At 70.0% G+C, this 24,400-nt stretch carries 22 protein-coding genes, 1 pseudogene and 1 riboswitch; of the genes and pseudogenes, 14 read left to right on the top strand and 9 right to left on the bottom strand.

The window, feature by feature from the left end; genetic code table 11:
- Positions 1–729 precede the first annotated feature (729 nt).
- From AB0I54_RS26780 to AB0I54_RS26765, 4 genes and pseudogenes are all read left to right on the top strand, one after another.
- Positions 730–888 (top strand): hypothetical protein, encoded by a 159-nt coding sequence (locus AB0I54_RS26780; RefSeq protein WP_363298706.1) that lies wholly within the window; start codon positions 730–732, stop codon positions 886–888.
- A 593-nt stretch (positions 889–1,481) separates the two neighbouring features.
- Positions 1,482–2,369: pseudogene (dprA, locus tag AB0I54_RS26775) on the top strand (DNA-processing protein DprA); the annotation flags it as partial.
- A 301-nt stretch (positions 2,370–2,670) separates the two neighbouring features.
- Positions 2,671–3,513 carry an RNA polymerase sigma factor WhiG gene (gene whiG, locus AB0I54_RS26770; RefSeq protein WP_263213204.1) on the top strand — a complete coding sequence of 281 codons (843 nt, stop codon included), beginning with the start codon at positions 2,671–2,673 and terminating at the stop codon, positions 3,511–3,513.
- A gap of 93 nt (positions 3,514–3,606) precedes the next feature.
- On the top strand, positions 3,607–4,164 hold the full coding sequence (locus AB0I54_RS26765) for a helix-turn-helix domain-containing protein (RefSeq protein ID WP_363298788.1): 558 nt from the start codon (positions 3,607–3,609) through the stop codon (positions 4,162–4,164).
- Here AB0I54_RS26765 and AB0I54_RS26760 read toward each other — a convergent pair.
- On the bottom strand, positions 4,118–4,702 hold the full coding sequence (locus AB0I54_RS26760) for a M23 family metallopeptidase (protein WP_363298705.1): 585 nt from the start codon (positions 4,700–4,702) through the stop codon (positions 4,118–4,120). The two genes, AB0I54_RS26765 and AB0I54_RS26760, sit on opposite strands and share 47 nt — an antisense overlap.
- Before the next feature lie 321 nt (positions 4,703–5,023).
- Here AB0I54_RS26760 and rpsB point away from each other — a divergent pair, with 321 nt between their 5' ends.
- The 5 genes from rpsB to AB0I54_RS26735 all read left to right on the top strand — a co-directional run bounded on the left by rpsB (position 5,024) and on the right by AB0I54_RS26735 (position 9,747).
- Positions 5,024–5,920: a 30S ribosomal protein S2 gene (gene rpsB, locus AB0I54_RS26755; RefSeq protein ID WP_363298704.1), complete on the top strand. Its 897-nt coding sequence runs from the start codon at positions 5,024–5,026 to the stop codon at positions 5,918–5,920.
- Between the two features lie 179 nt (positions 5,921–6,099).
- Positions 6,100–6,936 (top strand): translation elongation factor Ts, encoded by an 837-nt coding sequence (gene tsf / locus AB0I54_RS26750; RefSeq protein WP_363298703.1) that lies wholly within the window; start codon positions 6,100–6,102, stop codon positions 6,934–6,936.
- A gap of 200 nt (positions 6,937–7,136) precedes the next feature.
- A complete protein-coding gene (pyrH, locus tag AB0I54_RS26745; protein ID WP_363298702.1) occupies positions 7,137–7,895 on the top strand; it encodes a UMP kinase in 759 nt (252 codons plus the stop codon).
- Between the two features lie 143 nt (positions 7,896–8,038).
- Positions 8,039–8,596, top strand: a complete 558-nt coding sequence (gene frr, locus AB0I54_RS26740) for a ribosome recycling factor (RefSeq protein ID WP_037781101.1) — start codon at positions 8,039–8,041, stop codon at positions 8,594–8,596.
- Positions 8,596–9,747, top strand: a complete 1,152-nt coding sequence (locus AB0I54_RS26735) for a phosphatidate cytidylyltransferase (protein WP_363298701.1) — start codon at positions 8,596–8,598, stop codon at positions 9,745–9,747. Before frr ends, AB0I54_RS26735 begins: the two co-directional genes overlap by 1 nt.
- A 106-nt stretch (positions 9,748–9,853) precedes the next feature.
- Here AB0I54_RS26735 and AB0I54_RS26730 read toward each other — a convergent pair whose 3' ends face one another.
- Positions 9,854–10,354 carry a hypothetical protein gene (locus AB0I54_RS26730; RefSeq protein ID WP_363298700.1) on the bottom strand — a complete coding sequence of 167 codons (501 nt, stop codon included), beginning with the start codon at positions 10,352–10,354 and terminating at the stop codon, positions 9,854–9,856.
- A gap of 220 nt (positions 10,355–10,574) precedes the next feature.
- On the opposite strand from AB0I54_RS26730, the gene rlmN reads away from it, so the two are divergent.
- From rlmN to AB0I54_RS26710, 4 genes are all read left to right on the top strand, one after another.
- Positions 10,575–11,681: a 23S rRNA (adenine(2503)-C(2))-methyltransferase RlmN gene (gene rlmN / locus AB0I54_RS26725; protein WP_363298699.1), complete on the top strand. Its 1,107-nt coding sequence runs from the start codon at positions 10,575–10,577 to the stop codon at positions 11,679–11,681.
- Positions 11,682–11,716: 35 nt separating this feature from the next.
- A riboswitch (TPP riboswitch) is annotated at positions 11,717–11,824 on the top strand.
- Positions 11,825–11,893: 69 nt separating this feature from the next.
- A complete protein-coding gene (locus AB0I54_RS26720) occupies positions 11,894–12,973 on the top strand; it encodes a thiamine ABC transporter substrate-binding protein (protein ID WP_363298698.1) in 1,080 nt (359 codons plus the stop codon).
- Positions 12,974–13,011: 38 nt separating this feature from the next.
- Positions 13,012–14,613: an iron ABC transporter permease gene (locus AB0I54_RS26715; RefSeq protein ID WP_363298787.1), complete on the top strand. Its 1,602-nt coding sequence runs from the start codon at positions 13,012–13,014 to the stop codon at positions 14,611–14,613.
- Positions 14,613–15,635 (top strand): ABC transporter ATP-binding protein, encoded by a 1,023-nt coding sequence (locus AB0I54_RS26710; protein WP_363298697.1) that lies wholly within the window; start codon positions 14,613–14,615, stop codon positions 15,633–15,635. Before AB0I54_RS26715 ends, AB0I54_RS26710 begins: the two co-directional genes overlap by 1 nt.
- Before the next feature lie 126 nt (positions 15,636–15,761).
- On the opposite strand, the gene AB0I54_RS26705 is transcribed toward AB0I54_RS26710, so the two are convergent.
- From AB0I54_RS26705 to AB0I54_RS26675, 7 genes are all read right to left on the bottom strand, one after another.
- Entirely contained in the window at positions 15,762–16,448 is a 687-nt protein-coding gene (locus AB0I54_RS26705) for an LAETG motif-containing sortase-dependent surface protein (protein WP_363298696.1), read from the bottom strand.
- Between the two features lie 159 nt (positions 16,449–16,607).
- The gene (locus AB0I54_RS26700) at positions 16,608–17,732 is read right to left on the bottom strand and encodes a Rossmann fold nucleotide-binding protein (protein WP_363298695.1); all 1,125 of its coding nucleotides are present in this window, start codon (positions 17,730–17,732) and stop codon (positions 16,608–16,610) included.
- A gap of 46 nt (positions 17,733–17,778) precedes the next feature.
- Positions 17,779–18,186, bottom strand: coding sequence for a VOC family protein (locus tag AB0I54_RS26695; protein WP_363298694.1), 408 nt, complete (start codon positions 18,184–18,186; stop codon positions 17,779–17,781).
- Positions 18,187–18,282: 96 nt separating this feature from the next.
- Positions 18,283–19,716, bottom strand: coding sequence for a hypothetical protein (locus tag AB0I54_RS26690; RefSeq protein ID WP_363298693.1), 1,434 nt, complete (start codon positions 19,714–19,716; stop codon positions 18,283–18,285).
- Positions 19,698–20,438, bottom strand: a complete 741-nt coding sequence (locus AB0I54_RS26685; protein WP_363298692.1) for an ATP-binding cassette domain-containing protein — start codon at positions 20,436–20,438, stop codon at positions 19,698–19,700. The genes AB0I54_RS26690 and AB0I54_RS26685 overlap by 19 nt, the downstream gene beginning before the upstream one ends.
- A gap of 255 nt (positions 20,439–20,693) precedes the next feature.
- Positions 20,694–22,076 (bottom strand): aspartate aminotransferase family protein, encoded by a 1,383-nt coding sequence (locus AB0I54_RS26680; protein WP_363298691.1) that lies wholly within the window; start codon positions 22,074–22,076, stop codon positions 20,694–20,696.
- Complete coding sequence (locus AB0I54_RS26675) at positions 22,061–22,582, bottom strand: Lrp/AsnC family transcriptional regulator (protein WP_363298690.1); 522 nt, start codon at positions 22,580–22,582, stop codon at positions 22,061–22,063. Before AB0I54_RS26675 ends, AB0I54_RS26680 begins: the two co-directional genes overlap by 16 nt.
- Positions 22,583–22,752: 170 nt before the next feature.
- On the opposite strand from AB0I54_RS26675, the gene AB0I54_RS26670 reads away from it, so the two are divergent.
- Positions 22,753–24,201, top strand: a complete 1,449-nt coding sequence (locus tag AB0I54_RS26670; protein WP_363298689.1) for a gamma-aminobutyraldehyde dehydrogenase — start codon at positions 22,753–22,755, stop codon at positions 24,199–24,201.
- Positions 24,202–24,400: the final 199 nt, after the last annotated feature.

Here is a 24,400-nt window from a genome sequence, read left to right as displayed (position 1 = left end):
GTGCAAGGTCCGAGTACACGCGGCAGGCGCTGTCGGATGAGATTGAGTAGTTCCGCACCATAGACTCCAGGACGCGCGCTTTGGCGGATTCGGCCACGTAACATGCAGCGCTCGTAGAACCTGAGCGATATGTTGCGTGCTGGGGAAAATGAAGAGAGCGTGCCATGTCGACGATGCAGTGACTGTGATCAACAGCCAGCGGATGGCACGCGGTAGGGTCTAGGTGGCGACTCCAACGGCAGTGAAGCAGCGTGTCCTGGGTCGTCGTGGCCTCAAGGGTCCGCACCATCCACCTGCCCCACCCCAATGGCTAACCGTGTGCAATTCCCGATCGGCACCCACCCCTGGTGCGGCTGTACGAACCGTCCTACACCGCAGTGCCCGCGACCACCATCGGCCGTCAGCTTAGGTCTTATCTGACGCTCCCAACAGACCACATCCGTACAGAAACACTGGACACCACTCGCATGAGTGATTCCACAAACCTGTTGCGGTGGCTCCAGTTCGGTAGGATATCGCTGACCTGCACTGATTGAAATCTGCACGCCTTCGAAGCTGACGGGTGTAGCGGCGGCTAGCCGTGCACGATGTGCGGGGCGAGGGGGCTGGAGCGACGCTGCAGGCGTTGCGGCCCTGCGCGAGCGCTTCACCTCCTCACCGGATCTGCTGATCTGGGGAGCCCACGACGAGCAACTGCTGTACGAGACACGTCTCGGCAGGTCCCGAGTTGTGGCGTACGCGGTGCACAAGGACGCGATGGCCTGCCTGGGCGCGAATCTGTGCGGCGAGAAACTGCCCGAAGTCGCGGAGACCTGGAACACCGCGGAAGGCGATTTGCAGTGGCTGTTCGAGAAGGCGCGGCGGGACGAGGAAGGAAAGGAGAAGTGACGCGCCGGCGGTGACGACTCACTCGGGCTGGGCGTCGACGGACTCCTGCGTTGTCGCACCCTCGTGCCCCTCGCACCGTGTGGCTGCGGGGACGGCATCTGCCCATGACCTCGTCCAGGGCGTCGAGGGCGACTCCAGCTTCCTCCATCGGCGCCGGTCCTCGTCATTCAGCGCACCGGTGCCGGCCACGGGCCGTTCGGGGCTGCACTGGGCTGACGCGAGCGCAGAATCACCAACCGAGGCGCGGGCCCGCGCCCGCTCGACCAGCAGTACTTGCCACTGGGTGCCGTGCTCGGTCTCCTCGTCACCCGAAGCGGCACCTGCACGTCCTTGACCGCCGCTTCCCGGCGTCGGTGCGCCGCCGACCGAGCCGTCGACGCCCGGCTGACGTCCGCCTCCAGGGACCGCAGTGTCCTGACCAGCTCGGCCGGCCACGGGTCGGCGGCGTCCTCGTCAGCATCTCTCTTCCGGAACCGCGTGTGCTGGTGCCTGGCCCCGTCGACATCATCAATGGAGCCACGGCATCACCAGTTGGTCTCTGTTAGGGTCCAGGCTCAAGCTGAGGCAACACGCTCCAACTGTCCCTAGAAGGCGAGTGGCCCGCGCAGCTCGACGACCTGGGGGATGCCAGGCCCACGGGGCTGTGGGTGCGTGGCAGCCCCAGCCTGCGGATGTGGGCGCTCCGATCGGTCGCCGTCGTCGGGGCCAGGGCCTGCACGGAGTACGGCGCCCACATGGCGTCAACGCTGGCCGCGGGGCTCGCCGAGCACGGGTGGGTGGTGGTGTCCGGCGGCGCCTACGGGGTCGACGGCGCCGCTCACCGGGGCGCCCTCGGCGCGAGCGGCGCCACGGTCGCCGTGCTGGCCTGCGGGGTCGACCGGCCCTATCCGCGCGGGCACACCGAGCTGATCGCGAGGATCGCGGAACAGGGCCTGGTGGTCGGGGAGTTGCCGCCCGGTGACCATCCGACGCCGAGCCGGTTCGTGCTGCGGAACAGAGTGATCGCGGCGCTCACCAGGGGCACGGTGGTCGTGGAGGCCGCCTACCGCAGCGGCTCGCTGGTCACGGCGCGGGCGGCACAGCGCCTGGGGCGGTTCACCATGGGGGTGCCCGGACCCGTCACCAGCGGACTCTCCGCGGGCGTGCACGAGCTGCTGCGCGGGGAGGCGGCCCTGGTCACCGATGCCGCGGAAGTCGTCGAGCTGATCGGTGACATGGGTGAGCTGGCCCCGGCCCGGCGCGGCCCGGTGCTGCCCCGCGACCTGCTGGAACCGGCCGCGGGGCAGGTCCTGGCCGCCGTGCCCGGGGGCCGCGCCGCACGGCCCGGGGAGATCGCGCGCGGCGCGCAGACGACGGAGGACGAGGCGATCGCGAGGCTGTACGAACTCCGATCACTTGGCTATGTCGAACGACACGGCGTTGGCTGGAAGTTGACACGCCAGGCCCTGATCTCGGTCCGGGGTGGTCACAGTCGGTGCTGACCGAATGGGTTCGGCCGTCCGGGGGAATCCCCGACGCCCTTGGGATTTCCCCCAGTTGACACCTCCGCTCCGTCACGCAGAGCGACGTGCGGAGCTCGGTGGGGCGCCCCTCGGAGGGGGTTCGCGCAGGGGTGGTGCCTCGTTGTTCGCACACCGCGACTCCCCAGTCACGCTACGCTCACAAAGACCCCGACGCAGACCGCGCCAACTCGACACCAGACCGACAGCTCACGCAGGCACTCTCCCTCGCTCCTTTTCACTCTTTCCCGGCACTTCACTGCAGAACGGCACAAGGCGACGAATGCCCCAGCACACCTCCGGGTCCGACCGGGCGGCGATCCCCCCAGCCGCCCGCGACGGTGGCAGCGTGCGGCCGCCCGCTCCGTCGACGCTCGACGAGCTGTGGCGGTCCTACAAGGCGACGGGGGACGACCGGCTGCGGGAACAGCTGATCCTGCACTACTCACCGCTGGTGAAGTACGTGGCGGGACGGGTGAGCGTCGGTCTGCCGCCGAACGTGGAGCAGGCCGACTTCGTGTCCTCGGGGGTGTTCGGGCTGATCGACGCGATCGAGAAGTTCGACATCGAGCGGGAGATCAAGTTCGAGACGTACGCGATCACCCGGATCCGTGGCGCCATGATCGACGAGCTGCGGGCGCTGGACTGGATCCCCCGGTCGGTGCGGCAGAAGGCGCGGAACGTGGAGCGGGCGTACGCCACGCTGGAGGCACGGCTCAGACGCACCCCTTCGGAGTACGAGGTGGCGTCGGAGCTGGGCATCGAGGTCGACGAACTCCACGCGGTGTTCAGCCAGTTGTCGCTGGCGAACGTGGTGGCCCTGGAGGAGCTGCTGCACGTCGGGGGCGAGGGCGGCGACCGGCTGAGCCTGATGGACACGCTGGAGGACACCGCCGCCGACGATCCCGTGGAGGTCGCCGAGGACCGGGAACTGCGTCGGTTCCTGGCGCGGGCGATCAACACGCTGCCGGAGCGGGAGAAGACCGTCGTCACCCTCTACTACTACGAGGGGCTCACACTCGCCGAGATCGGGAACGTGCTGGGGGTCACCGAGAGCCGGGTGAGCCAGATCCACACCAAGTCGGTGCTGCAGCTGCGGGCGAAGCTGGCGAGCTTCGGCCGGTGAGCCGGCGGAAACGCCGTGTGAGGCCGGAGTGCCTCCCGTCCGGGGTGATACATCCGTAAAGTGGTTGACGTGCCAAGGATTCGAGCGGCCTCCGTGGCCGAGCACCGGTCGATGCAGCGAGCCGCCCTGCTGGACGCGGCACGCTCCCTGTTGTCCGAGGGCGGGACGGAGGCGCTGACCTTCCCGGCCCTCGCCGAGCGGACCGGTCTCGCGCGGTCGTCCGTGTACGAGTACTTCCGGTCGCGGGCCGCCGTGGTCGAGGAGCTGTGCGAGGTCGACTTCCCGGTGTGGGCGGCCGAGGTCGCGGCGGCGATGGAGCGGACGGGGTCGGCCGAGGGCAAGGTCGAGGCGTATGTGCGCACGCAGCTGGCGCTGGTGGGGGACCGCCGGCACCGGGCCGTCGTGGCGATCTCGGCGAGCGAGCTGGACGCCGGGGCACGCGAGAAGATCCGGGCCGCGCACGGCGGGCTGGTCGCGATGATCGTCGAGGCGCTGGGGGAGATGGGACACGCGCAGCCCCGGCTGGCGGCGATGCTGCTGCAGGGGGTCGTGGACGCGGCGGTGCGCCGCATCGAACTGGGTGCGGCCGAGGACCCCGCCGACATCACGGACACGGCCGTGACGATGGCGCTGCGGGGTGTGCGGGGCTGAGCCCCGCACAGGCGGGCAGCGGCACGCCCAGCACCGGCAGCAGTCTCGACGGCCCGCGGTTCAGCAGCCACGGCGGCAGCAGGGACAGCGGGTCCACGTAGGTCTCGCCCCTGATGAGGCCCCAGTGCAGGCAGGCGCTCCCGCAGTGCGACCGGGTCGGCTCCAGCACCCCCACCACCTCCCCGGCCGCCACCTCGTCGCCCTTGTTCACCGACGGGCGCACCGGCTCGTACGTCGTCCGCAGGTCCGTTCCCGCCAGCCGCACGGCGACGACGCCCCTCCCCGCCACCCGGCCCGCGAAGGACACCCGGCCCGCCGCCACCGAGCGGACCGGTGTCCCGGGTGCCGCCGCCAGGTCCACCCCGCGATGGCCGGGACCGTACGGTGTCGCCGGGGGCTCCCAGCCCCGTATCACCGCGGGGCGCGTACCCACCGGCCAGGCGCGGCCGATCGCGGGTACCGGCGGTCGCGGAGCCGGTGGCGGTACGTCCGCACGGGCGAACGGTGCGAGCAGCACCGCCGCCAGTCCCAGCGGCAACGCCGCCCACGTCCACCCGCGAGGCCTCGCTCGTCGCATCACTCGTCGCATGTCAGAACGGTCCCGCAGCCCCGTCGATCATGGCCGGGAACTGTGGGCAACTCACCGGTTGTGGACAGCGGCGTCACCCGGTGCCTCGCGGGTCCCGTACACTTCTTTTGGCGATCCGGGCCACCGGGTCGACTTCGCACGCCCCGACACCTGATGATCACAAACAGGTGTCAGCGCCTCTCGGTCCCTCGCGGCAAGGCGCACTCGGGCGTCAGGCGCGGGTGCCGGCCGGTACCCGCGGCACAACCGAGAAACTCAAGGAGAGCGGCCATGGCCGTCGTCACGATGCGGGAGCTGCTGGAGAGCGGCGTCCACTTCGGTCACCAGACCCGTCGCTGGAACCCGAAGATGAAGCGCTTCATCTTCACCGAGCGCAACGGCATCTACATCATCGACCTGCTCCAGTCGCTGTCGTACATCGACCGCGCCTACGAGTTCGTCAAGGAGACCGTCGCCCACGGCGGCACGGTCATGTTCGTCGGTACGAAGAAGCAGGCGCAGGAGGCCATCGCCGAGCAGGCCACCCGCGTCGGCATGCCCTACGTCAACCAGCGCTGGCTGGGCGGCATGCTCACCAACTTCTCCACCGTCTACAAGCGTCTGCAGCGCCTCAAGGAGCTCGAGCAGATCGACTTCGAGGACGTCGCCGCGTCCGGTCTGACCAAGAAGGAGCTTCTCGTGCTCTCGCGCGAGAAGGCCAAGCTGGAGAAGACCCTCGGTGGTATCCGCGAGATGCAGAAGGTGCCCAGCGCCGTCTGGATCGTGGACACCAAGAAGGAGCACATCGCGGTCGGTGAGGCCCGGAAGCTCAACATCCCGGTCGTCGCCATCCTCGACACCAACTGCGACCCCGACGAGGTCGACTACAAGATCCCGGGCAACGACGACGCGATCCGCTCCGTCACCCTGCTCACCCGTGTGATCGCCGACGCCGTCGCCGAGGGCCTCATCGCCCGTTCCGGCGTCGCCACCGGCGAGAAGGGCGAGAAGGCCGCGGGCGAGCCGCTCGCCGAGTGGGAGCGCGACCTGCTCGAGGGCGAGAAGAAGGACGAGGCTCCGGCCGCCGAGGCTGCCGAGGCCCCCGCCGCCGAGGCTCCTGCTGCCGAGGCCCCCGCCGCCGAGGCTCCCGCCGCCGAGGCCCCGGCCGCCGAGGGCGAGCAGGCCTGACCCCGTCAGCGTCAGTGTTGACGGCGGGGGCGGCGCATTCATCAGCGCCTCCGGCGCGGTGAAGTCCGCCCCCGCCGTTCACCCGCGGATCAGCGGCGCGTCAGCAGCCCCCGGCTACATGGGAACTGCAGATCCCCTGATCTTCGATCCTCCAGACTTCGAGAAAGATTCACAGACTCATGGCGAACTACACCGCCGCCGACGTCAAGAAGCTTCGTGAGCTCACTGGCGCCGGCATGATGGACTGCAAGAAGGCGCTGGACGAGGCCGAGGGCAACGTCGAGAAGGCCGTCGAGGCGCTGCGCATCAAGGGCCAGAAGGGCGTCGCCAAGCGCGAGGGCCGCTCCGCCGAGAACGGCGCCGTGGTCTCCATCATCGCCGACGACAACTCCTCCGGCGTTCTCGTCGAGCTGAAGTGCGAGACGGACTTCGTCGCCAAGGGTGACAAGTTCCAGGCCGTGGCCAACACCATCGCCGAGCACGTCGCCAAGACCTCCCCGGCCGACCTGGAGGCCCTGCTCGCCTCCGAGATCGAGCCCGGCAAGACCGTCCAGGCGTTCGTGGACGAGGCCAACGCCAACCTCGGCGAGAAGATCGTCCTGGACCGCTTCGCGCAGTTCTCCAACGGCTTCGTCACCGCCTACATGCACCGCACGATGCCCGACCTGCCCCCGCAGATCGGTGTGCTCGTCGAGCTCGACAAGCCCAACGCCGAGGTCGCCAAGGGCGTCGCCCAGCACATCGCCGCCTTCGCGCCGAAGTACCTCTCCAAGGAGGACGTCCCGGCCGAGGTCGTCGAGTCCGAGCGCCGCATCGCCGAGGAGACCACCCGCGCCGAGGGCAAGCCCGAGGCCGCGATCGCCAAGATCGTCGAGGGTCGTGTCAACGGCTTCTTCAAGGACGCCACGCTGTTCGGCCAGCCGTACGCGCTGGACAACAAGAAGTCGGTCCAGAAGGTGCTGGACGAGGCCGGTGTCACCCTGAAGCGCTTCACGCGCATCAAGGTCGGCATCTGAGTCCGTACCGCGATCGACGCGCGACCCCGATAGGGTCGACAGCAGTCGGCCGTTCCGTTCGCGTATGCCGCCCCGCACACGCGCGTGACGGACGACAGCAGATCTGACGAGGAGGCCATTGCCGCGCATGGGAGCGAAAAACGACCCCATCGGCAATGGCCTTCTTTGTATGTGCAACACGTGAAAGAGGCGGGATCTCCATGACCACCAAGCCCCAGAAGAGCGACGACGGCAAAGTACGCGGCCGGTTTCTGCTGAAGCTGTCCGGTGAGGCATTCTCCGGCGGCGGGGGCCTGGGCGTGGACCCCGACGTGGTGCACAAGATCGCCCGCGAGATCGCGGCCGTCGTGCGGGACGGCGCGGAGATCGCCGTCGTCATCGGCGGCGGCAACTTCTTCCGCGGCGCCGAACTCCAGCAGCGCGGCATGGACCGGGCCCGCTCGGACTACATGGGCATGCTCGGCACCGTGATGAACTGCCTCGCCCTCCAGGACTTCCTGGAGAAGGAGGGCATCGACAGCCGGGTGCAGACCGCCATCACCATGGGCCAGGTCGCCGAGCCGTACATCCCCCTGCGCGCCGTGCGCCACCTGGAGAAGGGCCGTGTGGTCATCTTCGGCGCCGGTATGGGCATGCCGTACTTCTCCACCGACACCACCGCCGCCCAGCGCGCCCTGGAGATCGACGCCGAGGCGCTGCTGATGGGCAAGAACGGGGTGGACGGGGTCTACGACTCCGACCCCAAGACCAACCCGGACGCCGTCAAGTTCGACTCCCTCGGCTACGGCGAGGTCATCACGCGCGACCTCAAGGTCGCCGACGCCACCGCCATCACGCTGTGCCGCGACAACAAGCTCCCGATCCTCGTGTTCGAGCTCCTCGCGGAGGGCAATATCGCGCGGGCCGTCAAGGGTGAGAAGATCGGCACGCTGGTGGGTGACCAGGGCACCCGGGACTGACCGTAGATGCACCCGGTCCCTGACCGGGGGATGGACAATGTCCTGCCGGTCGGGAACCGTGCAGGAAGAAGACGCGACGCAGCCGGCCGCCGCCACCGCCAAGGAACGCAGCCGGGCCTACTCAAGACACGCAGGAGCAAGTGGTGATCGAAGAGACCCTCCTCGAAGCCGAGGAGAAGATGGAGAAGGCCGTCGTGGTCGCCAAGGAGGACTTCGCCGCGATCCGCACCGGCCGTGCGCACCCGGCGATGTTCAACAAGATCGTGGCCGACTACTACGGCGCGCCGACGCCGATCAACCAGCTGGCTTCGTTCTCCGTGCCGGAGCCGCGCATGGCGGTCGTGACCCCGTTCGACAAGAGCGCCCTGCGCAACATCGAGCAGGCGATCCGCGACTCCGACCTGGGCGTCAACCCGAGCAACGACGGCAACATCATCCGCGTGGTGTTCCCCGAGCTTACCGAGGAGCGCCGGCGCGACTACATCAAGGTCGCCAAGGGCAAGGCCGAGGACGCGCGCGTGTCCATCCGCTCCGTCCGCCGCAAGGCCAAGGACGCGATCGACAAGCTGATCAAGGACGGCGAGACCGGCGAGGACGAGGGTCGCCGCGCCGAGAAGGAACTCGACGACACCACGCACAAGTACGTGGCCCAGGTGGACGAGCTCCTGAAGCACAAGGAAGCGGAGCTGCTCGAGGTCTGATGAACGACTCTTCCTGGGGGGCGCCGCCACAGACCGGGTACTGGGGGCCCACCGACCAGGGGCATGGCCACGGCTACGGCCAGGGCCATGCCCAGGGAGCCGCCCCGGCGGGTCCCGCGTACGATGCGCTTGACGCGCAGCACACTCGCCCCATGCCCATCGTGCCCGACGACGTACCCGCGTACGGCGGAGACCAGGATGAGGACCGGGGGGCCGCCCGGCTGAGCGGCCCCTTGTTCCGAGACGAGACCCCGACGGCGCAGCCCTACCCGGTGGCGCCGCAGAATCCGGAGCCCATGCCCGACGCACCGCAGCCGGCGCCCGCACCGCAGAAAAAGAGTGCGGGCCGCGATCTGAGTGCTGCCATAGGCGTCGGCATCGGGCTCGGTGTGGTGATCGTCGCCTCTCTGTTCATCGTCAAGGCCGTGTTCGTCGGCGTCATAGCGGTCGCCGTCGTGGTGGGTCTGTGGGAGCTGACCAGCCGTCTCCAGGAGCGCAAGGGCATCAAGGCGCCCCTGGTGCCGCTGGCGCTCGGCGGCGCCGCGATGGTCGTCGCCGGGTACGTCCGGGGTGTCGAGGGCGCCTGGGTGGCGATGGCGCTGACCGCGCTCGCGGTGCTGGTCTGGCGCATGACGGAGCCGCCCGAGGGCTATCTCAAGGACGTCACGGCCGGTGTCTTCGCTGCGTTCTACGTGCCGTTCCTGGCCACGTTCGTCTCGCTGATGCTGACGGCCGACGACGGCCCGTTCCGCGTCCTGACCTTCCTCCTGCTGACGGTCGTCAGCGACACCGGCGCGTACGCCGTCGGCTGGCGCTTCGGCAGGACGAAGCTCGCCCCGCGCATCAGCCCCGGCAAGACCCGCGAGGGCCTGCTCGGCGCGGTCGCCTTCGCGATGGTGGCCGGCGCCCTGTGCATGCAGTTCCTGATCGACGGCGGCAGCTGGTGGCAGGGCCTCCTGCTGGGCCTCGCGGTCGCGGCCAGCGCCACGCTCGGCGACCTCGGCGAATCCATGATCAAGCGGGACCTGGGCATCAAGGACATGGGCACCTTGCTCCCCGGCCACGGCGGCATCATGGACCGCCTGGACTCACTCCTGCCGACGGCACCGGTGGTATGGCTGCTGCTGGTCCTGTTCGTCGGCTCGGCATAGCCACGGCTTCGTGGGCTCGGCCACGGCCCACCATCGCGAGCGAGCCCCCGCCCTCACCGAGGACGGGGGCTCGCCTGTGTGTGCGTGCGTCGTGGAGCGGTCGGTGTCAGTAGTGCGTGCCGTACCAGGTCCAGCGTGAGGTCTCGATGCCGTCCTGGCCCCAGGGGGTGGAGTAGACGGCGTCACCGTTGGCCGAGGTGCGCAGAAGGTTTCCGTCGAGGTTGCGCAGGTCGTCGTAGTCGGCGTTCCAGAACTGATCGGGACCGTTCCCGCAGGCGGACATCCACAGGGCGTTGGTGGCGGACTTGGTGTCCGTGGTGAGGCACTGGCCGGTGGCCGCGCTCACCAGCCGGCGGTACGTCCGCCCGGAGGGGTAGTCCTGCCACGTTTCGCCGCCCCAGTTCCAGTAGGTGCCCGGCGACTGGTTGCAGGAGCCCGACCATACCTTGTCGGTCACGGTCGACGCGGTGAGGCAGTTGCCCTCGTAGGCGTTCTTGTACGTCCAGTCGGTCGCCGCGGACGCGGTGGACAGCGAGCCCGCCACGGTGAGCATGAGGGCGGCGAGTCCCATGGGCACGGTCAGGCGCAGGGTCTTCAGCGGTTTCATGATCGCGAGAATTGAGGGCAGGGGAGGTGTCCATGCAAATCAAACGTGAACACGTCATGTCTCTTCGGTCATGTTCGCGCCAAGCTCGGCGACGGTGATCCATCCACGGCGACACGGTGGGCCCCGGGCCATCCACGGCGACACGGTGGGCCCCGGGCCACCCATGGCGAAACGGCGGGGCCCCGGGCCACCCAAGTGGATCTGCGACACTGGTACCGCCATGCCTAAGCCCGGAGAACTCACTTTCGTCGCCCCCCGCGGAGCCAAGCTGCCGCCGCGGCATCTTGCCGACCTCTCGCCCGCCGAGCGGAAGGAAGCCGTTGCCGCCGTCGGGGAGAAGCCGTTTCGTGCCAAGCAGCTGTCTCAGCACTACTTTGCGCGCTACGCGCACGACCCGGCCGAGTGGACCGACATCCCGGCCGCGTCTCGCGGCAAGCTGCAGGAAGCGCTGCTTCCCGAGCTGATGACCGTCGTGCGGCATCTGTCGACCGATCAGGGGACCACGCGCAAGACGCTGTGGCGGCTGTTCGACGGGACGCTCGTCGAGTCGGTGCTGATGCGGTACCCGGACCGGGTGACGATGTGCATCAGCTCGCAGGCGGGGTGCGGGATGAACTGCCCGTTCTGCGCGACCGGGCAGGCGGGGCTCGACCGGAATCTGTCCACCGCCGAGATCGTGCACCAGATCGTGGACGGGATGCGGGCGCTCAGGGACGGCGAGGTGCCCGGCGGCCCGGCCCGGCTGTCCAACATCGTGTTCATGGGCATGGGCGAGCCGCTCGCCAACTACAAGCGGGTCGTGGCGGCGATCCGTGCGCTCACCGATCCCGAGCCGGACGGGCTCGGGCTGTCGCAGCGCGGGATCACCGTGTCGACCGTCGGGCTCGTCCCGGCCATCCACCGCTTCGCCGACGAGGGCTTCAAGTGCCGGCTGGCGATCTCCCTGCACGCTCCCGACGACGAACTGCGCGACACCCTCGTCCCCGTGAACACGCGGTGGAAGGTGCGCGAGGTGCTCGACGCCGGATTCGAGTACGTCGCCAGGTCCGGCCGCCGGCTGTCCATCGAGTACGCGCTGATCCGGGACATCAACGACCAGGCCTGGCGCGGCGACCGGCTCGGCCGGCTGCTCAAGGGCAAGCCCGTGCACGTCAACCTCATCCCGCTGAACCCGACGCCGGGTTCCAAGTGGACCGCGTCGCGGCCGGAGGACGAGAAGGCGTTCGTCGAGGCCATCGCGGCTCATGGGGTGCCGGTCACCATCCGGGACACCCGTGGCCAGGAGATCGACGGAGCGTGTGGTCAGCTCGCGGCCACCGAGAGGTAATCTGGCTGAGTTCCATTGCGTCTCACCACATCTTCATATTCCGACAGGGGAGCGCCACAGCGCTGAGAGTGCGGCAATCGGGCCGCAGACCCTCTGAACCTCGCCCAGGTCATTCTGGGTAGGAAGTTCGGTCACTACTCAAGCTGTTGCGCCCTGCCCGGACAATCCGGGTAGGGCCGCGTCTCTTCCTGGTCAACCCCAGGAGGAATCCAGTGCACAACAAGACCTTCGTCGCCGTCGCCGTCGCCGTCGGGCTCGGTCTCGTCACGCTGTCCGCGTGCGGGTCGTCCGACGGCAAGGGGTCGGCCGACTCCAAGACCGTCACCCTCGTCAGCCACGACTCGTGGGCCGTCTCGAAGAACGTGCTCAAGGACTTCGAGAAGCAGTCCGGGTACAAGGTCAAGGTCCTCAACGACGGCGACGCGGGCCAGGCCGTCAACAAGGCGATCCTCACCAAGGACAACCCCCAGGGCGACGTCTTCTTCGGCGTCGACAACACCCTGCTCTCCCGCGCCCTCGACAACGGGCTGTTCCAGTCGTACGAGGCCAAGGGCTCCGACCTGATCCTGCCCCAGTACCGGGTCGACCAGGACAAGCACCGGGTCACGCCCATCGACACCGGCGACATCTGTGTCAACTACGACAAGGCCTACTTCGACAAGCACAAGCTGACCCCGCCGTCGTCCTTCGACGACCTGGTCAAGCCGGAGTACAAGAACCTCCTCGTCACGGAGAACGCGGCGACCTCCTCGCCCGGCCTCGGCTTCCTGCTCGGCAGCGCCGCGAAGTTCGGCGACGGCAACTGGCCGGACTACTGGAAGAAGCTGAAGGCCAACGGCGTCAAGGTGGTCGACGGCTGGGAGCAGGCCTACAACGAGGAGTTCTCCGGTTCGGCCGGCGGCAAGAAGGCGGGCGGCGACCGTCCGCTCGTCGTCTCGTACGCCTCCTCGCCGCCCGCCGAGGTCATCTTCGCCAAGCCGAAGCCCAGCACCGCCCCCACCGGCGTGGCCACCGGCACCTGCTTCCGGCAGACCGAGTACGCGGGCCTGCTGAGCAACGCCCGCAACACCAAGGGCGCCAAGGCGTTCCTCGACTTCCTGGTCGGCAAGGAGTTCCAGGAGGACATGCCGCTCAACATGTTCGTCTACCCGGTGCGCGAGGGCGCCCAGGTGCCCGCCGAGTTCGTGAAGTACGGCCCGCAGGCCAAGGACCCGGAGACCATGGCCCCCGAAAAGATCGCCGCCAACCGTGACCAGTGGGTCAAGTCGTGGACGTCGCTCGTACTGAAGTAGCCAAGGGCCGTACGGGGAACGCGGCGCGGCTCGGACTGATGGCCGGGCCGGTCGCGTTCTTCGCGCTGTTCTTCGCCTACCCCGTCGCCGCGATCGTCGCCCGCGGTCTGAAGGCCGACGGCGTCTGGCGGTTCGGGCGGATCACGGACGTACTCGCGCAGTCCGACATCCGGCACGTGCTGTGGTTCACCACCTGGCAGGCGCTCGCCTCCACCGCGCTCACCCTGCTGGTCGCGCTGCCCGCCGCGTATGTCTTCGCGCGCCTCGACTTTCCGGGCAAGCAGGTCCTGCGGGCCGTCGTCACCGTCCCGTTCGTGCTGCCCACCGTCGTCGTCGGTACGGCGTTCCTCGCGCTGGTCGGCCGGGGCGGGCTGCTCGACGACCTGTGGGGCGTACGGCTGGACACGACCGTGTGGGCGATCCTGCTGGCGCACGTCTTCTTCAACTACGCGGTCGTCGTCCGCACGGTGGGCGGTCTGTGGTCGCAGCTCGACCCGCGCCAGGAGGAGGCCGCCCGGATGCTGGGCACCTCGCCCCTGGCGGCCTGGCGCAAGGTGACCCTCCTGGCGCTGGCGCCCGCCGTGGCCGCCGCCGCGCTGATGGTGTTCCTGTTCACCTTCACCTCCTTCGGTGTGGTGCAGATCCTCGGCGGTCCGACCTTCTCGACCCTCGAAGTCGAGATCTACCGGCAGACCTCCGAGATCTTCGACCTCTCCACGGCCGCCGTCCTCACGATCGTCCAGTTCGTCGCGGTGGGCGCCATCCTCGCCGTGCACGCGTGGACCGTACGGCGCCGGGAGACGGCGCTGCGGCTGGTGGACGCGTCGGTGACGGCGCGCCGGCCGCGCGGGGCGGGGCAGTGGGCGCTGCTGGCCGGTGTCCTCGCCACGGTCGCCGTGCTCCTCGTCCTGCCGCTCGCGGTCCTGGTGCAGCGTTCCTTCGACACCCCCGGCTTCAGCTACTACCGGGCGCTGACCCGCGACGACGGCGGTACGTTCCTGGTGGCGCCGATCAGCGCGATCGGGAACTCGCTCCAGTACGCCGTCGCCGCCACCGCCATCGCCGTGGTCATCGGCGCCCTCGCCGCCGCCGCGCTCGCCCGCCGTGACGCCGGCCGGATCGTCCGCGGCTTCGACGCGCTGCTGATGCTGCCGCTGGGCGTGTCCGCGGTGACCGTCGGCTTCGGATTCCTCATCGCCCTCGACAAGCCGCCGCTGGATCTGCGTCAGTCCTGGATCCTCGTGCCGCTCGCGCAGGCGCTGGTCGGTGTGCCCTTCGTCGTACGGACCATGCTGCCCGTGCTGCGAGCGGTGGACGGGCGGCTTCGGGAGGCGGCGGCCGTGCTCGGGGCGTCGCCGTGGCGGGTGTGGCGGGAGGTCGATCTGCCGATGGTGCGGCGGGCGCTGCTGATCGCTGCCGGGTTCGCCTTCGCCGTGTCGCTGGGGGAGTTCGGCGCGACCGTGTTCATCGCGCGGCCCGACAACCCGACGCTGCCCGTCGCGGTGGCGCGGCTCCTCGGCCGGCCCGGTGATCTCAACTACGGGCAGGCGATGGCCCTGTCGACGATTCTGATGGTGGTGTGCGCGGTGGCGCTGCTGGTGCTCGAACGGCTGCGGACCGACCGGACGGGGGAGTTCTGATGCTGCTGAGCCTTGAGTCCGCGACCGTGCGCTTCGGCGGGCGGGCCGTGCTCGACGCCGTCGATCTCGATGTCTGCGAGCACGAGATCGTGTGTGTGCTCGGGCCCAGCGGCAGCGGCAAGTCGACGCTGCTGCGGGCGGTGGCCGGGCTCCAGCCGCTGGACCTCGGACGGGTGTCGCTCGACGGGCGCGACCAGGGCCGGGTCCCCGCGCACAAGCGGGGGGTCGGGCTGATGTTCCAGGACCATCAGCTGTTCCCGCAGCGTGACGTGGGCGGCAACGTGGCGTTCGGGCTGCGGATGCGCGGGGAGGCCAAGGGGGAACAGGACGCCCAGGTACGGGAGTTGCTGGAGCTCGTGGGGCTTCCGGGCGCCGCCCGCCGGGCCGTCGCCGGGCTGTCCGGCGGTGAGCAGCAGCGGGTGGCGCTGGCCCGGGCCCTCGCGCCCCGGCCCCGGCTGCTGATGCTGGACGAGCCGCTCGGCCAGCTGGACCGTTCGCTGCGGGAACGGCTGGTCGTCGAACTCCGGGAGCTGTTCGGCCGGTTGGGCACCACCGTGCTGGCCGTGACGCACGACCAGGGCGAGGCGTTCGCGCTCGCCGACCGGGTGGTGGTGATGCGGGACGGGCGCATCGCCCAGTCCGGAACGCCCCTCGATGTGTGGCAGCGCCCGGCGGACGAGTTCGTGGCCCGCTTCCTCGGCTTCGACAACGTGGTGCCGGCGACGGTCGCGGGGACGGCCGCGGTCACGCCGTGGGGCAAGCTCCCGGTACCGGAGGACGCGCCGCAGGGTGCGTGCTCGCTGCTCGTACGACCCGCCGGGGTGCGGCTCGTCGCGGCCGACGAGGGCCTGCGCTGCACGGTGACCGCCCGCACCTTCAAGGGCACCCATGTCGCACTCCACCTCCGCCCCGAGGACGGCACCCCACGCCTGGAGGCGGCGTGCGCACTGCGGGAGGCCCCGGAGGTCGGAGCAGCGGTCGGCGTGGAGTTCGACCCGACCGAAATCGTCGTACTCGACTGATCGCGGGAAGGCCACCGTCGCCCTGCCCGGCCTGCTGACCAGGCCACATCACGGCTGAACGGTCGTGGCCCGTCCCCCGGGGATGCGGGGACGGGCCACGACGGTGTACGGGAGTGAAGTGAGGCCTCAGCGGCCGTTGTTCGTTCCGCGGCGGCGCATGCCGAAGAACACGGCTCCGCCGCCGATGACGACCAGGGCGGCCGCGATGCCGGCGATCAGGCCGGTGTTGGAGTTCGCACCGGTCTCGGCGAGGTTCGAGTCACCGGCCGCCGGGGACGGCGCGTTGCTCGGGGTCGCCGCCGGGGCGGTGCTGGTGCTCTCCGAGGCCGACGGGGTCGGGGAGTCGGACTCGGCCGGGGTGGACTTCGACGGCGACGGGGTGGCCGACGGGGTCGGGGTCGGGCTGTCCTCGGCCTTGCAGGCCGTGGACGGGGTGGTCAGGTTCGGCGTGATGTCCGCGTTGACCTGGTTGCCGGCCTTGACGTGGATGCGGTACGTCGCGTTCGGCTTCCAGTCCTCGGCGAAGGTGACCGTGGTGCCGTCCTTGGAGCCCTTGATGTTTTCCGGCTTGCCGACCTTCTTCGCGTCGGCGCCGTTGTTCTCCAGGAACACGGTGATGACGGCCGGGGTGCCGAAGGGGTCCTTGTCGGTGACGACGATGACGCCCTTGGAGCCGTCACAGGTGGCTTCGGCGGAGAACTCCTTGATGTCGCACGCGAGCGCGGTGTTGGCGACGCCCAGCACCAGCGCGGCGGAAGCGGAGGCAACACCCAGGATGCGCACGGAACGTGCACTGCGGCGGGTCATGGACACGTTTGTCCTTTTCGGATTGCACAACTGCGGGGGGCTGAGGGGCAGATGAAGCAATGACCAGGCGAGGCTCCACCGCCCCAGGTGACTCACAGGTTTATAAGCGCTTCATCGGCAGTGTCAATGCATATGCCGCCTACAGGTGTTGACTTTGCCCGCTCATTAACCGCCGAGACGTTTCAACGCCTCCGGAGCCTCCTCGATCCGGTCAACCAGGGCGATTCTGGCCTCCATCCGCCGTTCCCTGGCGAGCGCCCGCAACAACGGCCAGGCCGGCAGCCGCTCCGTCCAGTGCGCCCGGTCCACCAGCACCATCGGCGTGGGCTCACCGCGCGACTCGTAGTAGTTGGGAGTCGCGTTGTCGAATATCTCCTGCACGGTCCCGGCGGCGCCCGGCAGGAACACCACGCCCCCGGTGGAGCGGGCCAGCAGGCCGTCCTCGCGCACGGAGTTGGCGAAGTACTTGGCGATGTGCGCGGCGAAGGCGTTGGGCGGTTCGTGGCCGTAGAACCAGGTGGGGATGCCCACGGAGGCGCCGCCGCCCGGCCAGCGGTCGCGCACCTCGAAGGCGGCGCGGGCCCAGTCGGTGACGGACGGCCGGAACGAGGGTGCCCCGGCGAGGAGGTGCAGCGCCTCCGCCAGCATCCCGTCGTCGAACGGAGCGGCGTACGCGCCGAGGTTCGCCGCCTCCATGGCGCCCGGTCCGCCGCCGGTGGCCACCGTGAGACCGGCGCGCGCCAGCTCGCGGCCGAGGCGGGCGGCGTCGCCGTAGGCCTGCGTGCCGCGGGCCATGGCATGTCCGCCCATGACGCCCACCACCCGGGTGTCCACGAGGAGTTCGTCGAGCGCGTCGGAGACGGCGTCGTCGTGGACCGCGCGCAGCATGGAGGCGTACACGTCCCCGTCGGCCTTCGTCCGCTGGAACCAGCCGTAGGCCCGTGCGTCCGGAGTCGCCTCGTACCCCTCGTCGAGCGATTCGAACAGCTCGTCGGGGGAATAGACGAATCCCCGGTACGGGTCGAAGGGGAGGTCCGGCACGGGCGGGAACACCAGCGCGCCCGCCGCCCGTACCCGGGCGGCGGCCTCGGGGTCCATCGGGCAGCCGAGGAAGACCGCCCCGGCGGAGTCGACGGAGAGCAGGGCCTTTGTACGGTCCGTCAGATCGACGGCCTGGACACGGAACCCGGCGAGCGAGCCGGGTCCGGCGACGACCTCGTCGAACTCGGCGAGCGACTCGACCTCATGGTCGTTGGCGGCGCGGTGGGGCTGAGCGGGTGTCGGATGCACCCGCCCATGCTGGCACAGGCGTTCGGGGCGGCGGACCGGTGTCCCGTCAGCCCTGCACCGCGGCCGGGTCCATCCACATGACCTCCCACGTGTGGCCGTCGAGGTCGTCGAAGGCGCGGCCGTACATGAAGCCCTGGTCCTGGGTCTCACCGGTCGCCGAGCCGCCGGCCGCGATCGCCTTGTCCACCAGCTCGTCGACCTTCTCGCGGCTCTCGGCGCTCAGACAGATCAGCGTCTCGCTGGTCTTCGTCGAGTCGGCGATCTCCTTCTTCGTGAAGTCGGCGTAGCGCTGCTTGCTCAGCAGCATCGCGATGATCGTGTCGCTGATCACGACGCAGGCGCAGTCGTCGGTGCTGAACTGCGGGTTGATCGAGTAGCCGAGCTCCGTGAAGAACTTCTTCGCCGCATCGACGTCGTTGGTGGCCAGGTTCACGAAGATCATCTGCTGGTACATGACGTTCTCTCCCTCGGGGTTCGTGCCGTTCGCAGGGGTAGACACCGGGCCGCCGGAGAAGTCATCGGCGGTGCGCGAACTTTCTTCCGCGGATTCTCAGCGGGCCAGCGGGAGCGCCGTCAGCTGCGCGGTCACCAGCGCCAGCGGGGCGAAGAGGACCAGCAGGGCGCCCGCGCGCAGGGCGGCGGCACTGCGCAGCATGCGCGTGGGCGCACCGAGCCGAAGCAGGGCGGCGGTGGTGTCGGCGCGGGACTGCCGGGCCTCCACGGCCGCCGTGAACAGGGTGGCCACGGTGCAGCCGGTGACCAGGAGGGTGCCGAGGACGGTCAGCGGGCCGAAGAAGGAGGGTGCGGCGCCGCCGTACAGCGCGGTCATCGTGTATGTGCCCGACGCGACCGCGCAGACCACGCCCACCGGGCGGCCGATGCGGCCGGCCTCCGCCATGAGGACACGGCCGGCGAGGAGGCGGAGCGCTCCCGGGCGCGCCGCCTGCAGCAGGCGGCCGCACAGATGGGTGAGGCCCGGGGCGGCCAGGATCAGGCCCAGGGCCGTCAGGGCCCAGCCGGCCAGGACTCCGGCGGTGCCGCCGACGGCGTCGCCGGGGAGGGCCACGGGGCCGGAGCGGCTCGTGTACGCCTCGACGGCGAGGCCCGCGGCGAGAACGGCGAAGCCCCAGGGGAGGCCGGCCGGGGAGCCGTGCGGGGCGGGAGCGAGCGTTCCGGTCCAGCGCGGGGCGTGCGGCTCCGCTGCGCGGGCGTCGGTCTCATGGTCCGGGTCGTGCGAGGTGCCGTCCGCCGGTGCGGGGACGCCCGCTGCGGGGACACCTGGTGCCGGGACGCCCGTGGCCGGGCGGGCGTCCGTCCCGGTGTCCCGGCCGCCGCCCGGTGCCGGGCGGCTGCCGCCGATCCTCAGACGTGTGCCGAAGCGGCCGTACGCCCCGAACGTCTCCCGCGATGCCGCGTGGCCGTGCGACCCGAAGCGGCCGCCCGTGCGAGCCCCGCGCCCGGCCGCGGGGCGGGCGTCGCGCGGGCGCAGCGTGAGGGCCACCGCCGCGGACGCGATCCCCGGTACCAGCGCGAGGAGGGTGAGCGTGGCCGGCAGCGGGAGGGGCTCGCCCGCCGCCAGGAACTCCTTTGCGGCGCCGTCGAAGGGCATGCCGGTGAGGTCGCCGCGCAGATGGAGGAAGAACAGCAGCGCCAGCATCGAGCCCAGCGCGCAGGACAGGGCCGTCGTGAGCACCGAGATCGCCATCAGCCGGGCCGGGCCGAGACCGAGGGCCGACAGGCCGGGGCGGGGCTTCGTGGCGGGATCGGTGCGGGCGACGCCGACCGCGAGGTACACCGTGGCCGCCAGGGGCAGCGCGCACCAGGCCAGCCGCAGGGAGCCGGCTGCCGGGTCCTCGGGGTGGCTCAGCGCGTAGCCGAGGGCGGCCAGGAGCAGGAAGCCCGTGCCCGCGGCGGCCGTGGCCACGAGGAGGCGGCGCAGCTGGACCGCGAGGTGGGCGACCCGGGTCAGGCGGAGAGCGAGCACGCGGCCCGGCCTTCCGTATCGGGCGCCGGAGGCAGATGCACGGTGTTCACGCGCCGCCCGTCCAGCAGGGACACCGTGCGGTCGGCCAGGGCCGCGGTCTCGGAGTCGTGCGTGGCCAGCAGCACCGTGATGCCGTGCGAGCGGGCCGCCGTCATCAGCGTGCGCAGCACATGGGAGCGGTCGGCGCGGTGCAGCGGCGCCGTCGGCTCGTCGGCGAACAGGACCGCCGGGGCGGGCGCCAGGGCCCGGGCGATCGAGGCGCGCTGCCGTTCGGCCTGGAGCAGTTCGTGCGGGCGCCTGCGCGCCTTGTCGCCGATGTCGAGGCGCTCCAGCCACTCCAGGGCGGCGGTCTTGGCCCGGCGGCGGCTGGTGCCGCGCAGCATCAGGGGGAGGGCCGCGTTCTCCCAGACGTTCAGCTCGGGGACGAGCAGCGGTGCCGGATCGATCCAGCCGAAGCGGTCCCGGCGCAGCCGCTCGCGCCCGACCGGACCCATGGTGTGGACGGGCACGCTGTTGAACCAGACCTCGCCGTGCCGCACCGGCACCAGGCCGGACAGACAGCGCAGCAGGGTGGTCTTGCCACTGCCGCGCGGGCCGCTGACGGCAAGGATCTCGCCCTCCCGCGCACCGAGCGAGACGCCGGCGAGCGCGGGCGAGCCGTCGGGGTACCGGTAGTGCAGGGAGCGTGCCCAGAGCACGTCGTTGTCCGGCGGGGCCTCCATGGCGTACACCTCGGTTCTGATCCGTTTTCCCGTGCCCGATCCCCCGTGAGGCCCCGTCGTCGCACGCCCGCCTGCCCTCCGGACGGGCGACGGGAATATGACGAAAGGGCCTTCCGGGGGAACGAAAGCCGGGCCGATCGGTCACTGGCACGCTAGGCAGGTCCCGGCTGGAGGCCGGACAGCACACGGCCCCGGGCGTCCGTTCTCACTCGAACGGACGGCACCGGGGCCGGCGTTGATCATCCAGGCGGAAGATCAGAGCTTCGTCCACGCCTCCGTGAGCGTCGCGCGCAGGATCTGCTCGATCTCGTCGAACGTGTCCTGGTTGGAGATCAGCGGCGGGGCGAGCTGGACGACCGGGTCACCGCGGTCGTCGGCACGGCAGTACAGGCCGTTCTCGTAGAGCGCCTTGGACAGGAAGCCGTACAGGACGCGCTCGGTCTCCTCGTCGTTGAAGGACTCCTTGGTCACCTTGTCCTTGACGAGCTCGATGCCGTAGAAGAAGCCGTTGCCGCGGACGTCGCCGACGATCGGCAGGTCGTGCAGCTTCTGCAGGGTGGACAGGAACGCCGACTCGTTGTCGAGGACGTGCTGGTTGAGGCCCTCGCGCTCGAACAGGTCCAGGTTGGCCAGGCCCACGGCCGCGGAGACCGGGTGGCCGCCGAAGGTGTAGCCGTGCAGGAACGTGTTGTCGCCCTTGTAGAACGGCTCGGCGAGGCGGTCGGAGATCACGCAGGCGCCGATCGGGGAGTAGCCCGAGGTCATGCCCTTGGCGCAGGTGATCATGTCCGGGACGTAGCCGAACTTGTCACAGGCGAACATCGTGCCCAGGCGGCCGAAGGCGCAGATGACCTCGTCCGACACGAGCAGCACGTCGTACTGGTCGCAGATCTCGCGGACCCGCTGGAAGTAGCCGGGCGGGGGCGGGAAGCAGCCGCCGGCGTTCTGCACGGGCTCCAGGAAGACCGCGGCGACGGTGTCGGGGCCCTCGAAGAGGATCTGCTGCTCGATCTGGTCGGCGGCCCAGCGGCCGAAGGCCTCCGGGTAGTCGCCGAAGATCGGGGCGCGGTAGATGTTGGTGTTCGGGACCTTGTGCGCGCCCGGCACCAGCGGCTCGAAGGGGGCCTTCAGGCCCGGCAGGCCGGTGATGGACAGGGCGCCCTGCGGGGTGCCGTGGTAGGCGACCGCGCGGGAGATGACCTTGTACTTGGTCGGCTTGCCGGTGAGCTTGAAGTACTGCTTGGCCAGCTTCCAGGCGGTCTCGACCGCCTCGCCGCCGCCGGTGGTGAAGAAGACCTTGTTCAGGTCGCCCGGGGCGTAGTCGGCGATGCGCTCGGCCAGCTCCACGGCCTTCGGGTGGGCGTAGGACCACACCGGGAAGAACGCCAGCTCCTGCGCCTGCTTGAAGGCGGTCTCGGCGAGCTCCGTGCGGCCGTGACCGGCCTGGACCACGAACAGACCGGCGAGACCGTCGAGGTAGCGCTTGCCCTTGTCGTCGTAGATGTAGGTGCCCTCGCCCCGGACGATGGTCGGGACGGGGGAGTTCTCGTACGAGGACATGCGGGTGAAGTGCATCCACAGGTGGTCGTACGCGGTGCGGCTGAGGTCCTTCTGGGTCACGGTTATCGGGTTCCCCACATGTAGGTCTGCTTCTTCAGCTTCAGATAGACGAAGCTTTCGGTGGAGCGCACCCCGGGCAGGGCCCGGATGCGTTTGTTGATGACGTCCAGCAGGTGGTCGTCGTCCTCGCAGACGATCTCGGCGAGGATGTCGAACGAGCCCGCGGTCATCACCACGTACTCGACTTCCGACATGGCGGTCAGCGCGTCCGCGATCGACTCGACATCGCCCTCGACGTTGATCCCGACCATCGCCTGCCTGCGGAAGCCCACGGTGAGCGGGTCCGTGACGGCGACGATCTGCATCACGCCCTGGTCCAGCAGCTTCTGGACGCGCTGGCGCACGGCCGCTTCGGAGAGGCCGACGGCCTTGCCGATGGCGGCGTACGGCCTGCGGCCGTCCTCCTGGAGCTGCTGAATGATGGCGAGGGAGACGGCGTCCAGCTGGGGACTGTTGCCGTTCCTGGACTCGCGGGACGAGTCCCTCTGGTCTGCGCTTCGACTGGCCACGAGCTCACTGTGCACGACGTCTCGACACTTCCGCAAGGCCGTATCGATGAAATTCGTTGTTTGCGCGACCTGCTCCTGCGGATTTCGCAGAAGTTGCGCCGACGGGGGTGTTGAAAACGTGGGACTGCCGATTAGGGTGGGTGTCTCAGCGATTGGACAGCTTGAACCTGATCAGGAGGCCGGCAGTGAGCACCGAGCTGCGTGGGCTGCGCACACTACGGAACTACATTGACGGCGAGTTCCGGGACGCCGCCGACGGACGGACCACCGAGGTGGTCAACCCCGCGACGGGCGAGGCGTACGCGACCGCGCCGCTGTCCGGGCAGACTGACGTCGACGCCGCCATGGCGGCCGCCGCCGCGGCCTTCCCCGGCTGGCGCGACACGACGCCCGCGGAGCGGCAGAAGGCCCTGCTGAAGATCGCGGACGCGTTCGAGGAGCGCGCCGAGGAACTGATCGCGGCCGAGGTGGAGAACACGGGCAAGCCGACCGGGCTGACCCGCTCCGAGGAGATCCCGCCGATGGTCGACCAGATCCGCTTCTTCGCGGGCGCCGCCCGCATGCTGGAGGGGCGGAGCGCCGGTGAGTACATGGAGGGCATGACCTCCATCGTCCGCCGCGAGCCGGTCGGCGTCTGCGCCCAGGTCGCGCCGTGGAACTACCCGATGATGATGGCCGTGTGGAAGTTCGCCCCGGCGATCGCCGCGGGCAACACCGTCGTCCTGAAGCCCTCGGACACCACCCCGGCCTCCACGGTCCTGATCGCCGAGATCCTCGGCTCGATCCTGCCCAAGGGCGTCTTCAACGTCATCTGCGGCGACCGGGAGACCGGCCGCCGGATGGTCGAGCACCCGACCCCGGCGATGGCCTCCATCACCGGCTCCGTCCGCGCCGGCATGTCGGTCGCGGAGTCCGCGGCCAAGGACGTCAAGCGCGTCCACCTGGAGCTGGGCGGCAAGGCGCCGGTCGTCGTGTTCGAGGACACCGACATCGCCAAGGCCGTCGAGGACATCTCCGTGGCGGGCTTCTTCAACGCCGGCCAGGACTGCACGGCCGCCACCCGCGTCCTCGTCCAGGAGTCCATCCACGACGAGTTCGTCGCCGCGCTCGCCAAGGCCGCCGCCGAGACCAAGACCGGGCAGCCGGACGACGAGGACGTGCTGTTCGGCCCGCTCAACAACCCGAACCAGCTCAAGCAGGTCACCGGCTTCATCGAGCGCCTCCCCGCCCACGCCAAGGTCGAGGCGGGCGGCCAGAGGGTCGGCGACAAGGGCTACTTCTACGCCCCGACCGTCGTCTCCGGTCTGAAGCAGGACGACGAGATCGTCCAGAACGAGGTCTTCGGCCCGGTCATCACCGTCCAGTCCTTCACCGACGAGGACCAGGCCGTCGAGTGGGCCAACGGCGTCGAGTACGCCCTCGCCTCCTCCGTCTGGACCAAGGACCACGGCCGCGCCATGCGGATGTCCAAGAGGCTCGACTTCGGCTGTGTGTGGATCAACACCCACATCCCGCTGGTCGCCGAGATGCCGCACGGCGGCTTCAAGAAGTCCGGCTACGGCAAGGACCTGTCGGCGTACGGCTTCGACGACTACACCCGCATCAAGCACGTCATGACGTCCCTGGACGGCTGACACCACAAGCCGACGGCCCCGGACGGAGGACAGCCCGTCCGGGGCCGCGGTGTTTCTTCTGCGCGGTGGTCGGACGGTCGCGGGAGCGCGACGGAGGGAGGGGCTGTCGTCCCTGAGGGCGGGTCGGCTGCGGAGGGCTGGAGCGGCGTGAGCACGTCAACTTGGCGGAGCCGGTCACTTGGCGGAGCCGGTCAAGGGG

It is taken from the genome of Streptomyces sp. NPDC050625, assembly GCF_040654755.1.
Classification (GTDB): Bacteria; Actinomycetota; Actinomycetes; order Streptomycetales; family Streptomycetaceae; genus Streptomyces.
Note: the sequence above shows the minus strand (reverse complement) of the source record. Positions and strands in the feature narration are given on the sequence as shown.

Coding starts and splice junctions, on each gene's coding strand:
- whiG (WP_263213204.1), top strand. CDS start 2,671: ATGCCCCAGCACACCTCCGGGTCCGACCGGGCGGCGATCCCCCCAGCC.
- rpsB (WP_363298704.1), top strand. CDS start 5,024: ATGGCCGTCGTCACGATGCGGGAGCTGCTGGAGAGCGGCGTCCACTTC.
- tsf (WP_363298703.1), top strand. CDS start 6,100: ATGGCGAACTACACCGCCGCCGACGTCAAGAAGCTTCGTGAGCTCACT.
- pyrH (WP_363298702.1), top strand. CDS start 7,137: ATGACCACCAAGCCCCAGAAGAGCGACGACGGCAAAGTACGCGGCCGG.
- AB0I54_RS26735 (WP_363298701.1), top strand. CDS start 8,596: ATGAACGACTCTTCCTGGGGGGCGCCGCCACAGACCGGGTACTGGGGG.
- AB0I54_RS26730 (WP_363298700.1), bottom strand. CDS start 10,354: ATGAAACCGCTGAAGACCCTGCGCCTGACCGTGCCCATGGGACTCGCC.
- rlmN (WP_363298699.1), top strand. CDS start 10,575: ATGCCTAAGCCCGGAGAACTCACTTTCGTCGCCCCCCGCGGAGCCAAG.
- AB0I54_RS26715 (WP_363298787.1), top strand. CDS start 13,012: ATGGCCGGGCCGGTCGCGTTCTTCGCGCTGTTCTTCGCCTACCCCGTC.
- AB0I54_RS26710 (WP_363298697.1), top strand. CDS start 14,613: ATGCTGCTGAGCCTTGAGTCCGCGACCGTGCGCTTCGGCGGGCGGGCC.
- AB0I54_RS26695 (WP_363298694.1), bottom strand. CDS start 18,186: ATGTACCAGCAGATGATCTTCGTGAACCTGGCCACCAACGACGTCGAT.
- AB0I54_RS26685 (WP_363298692.1), bottom strand. CDS start 20,438: ATGGAGGCCCCGCCGGACAACGACGTGCTCTGGGCACGCTCCCTGCAC.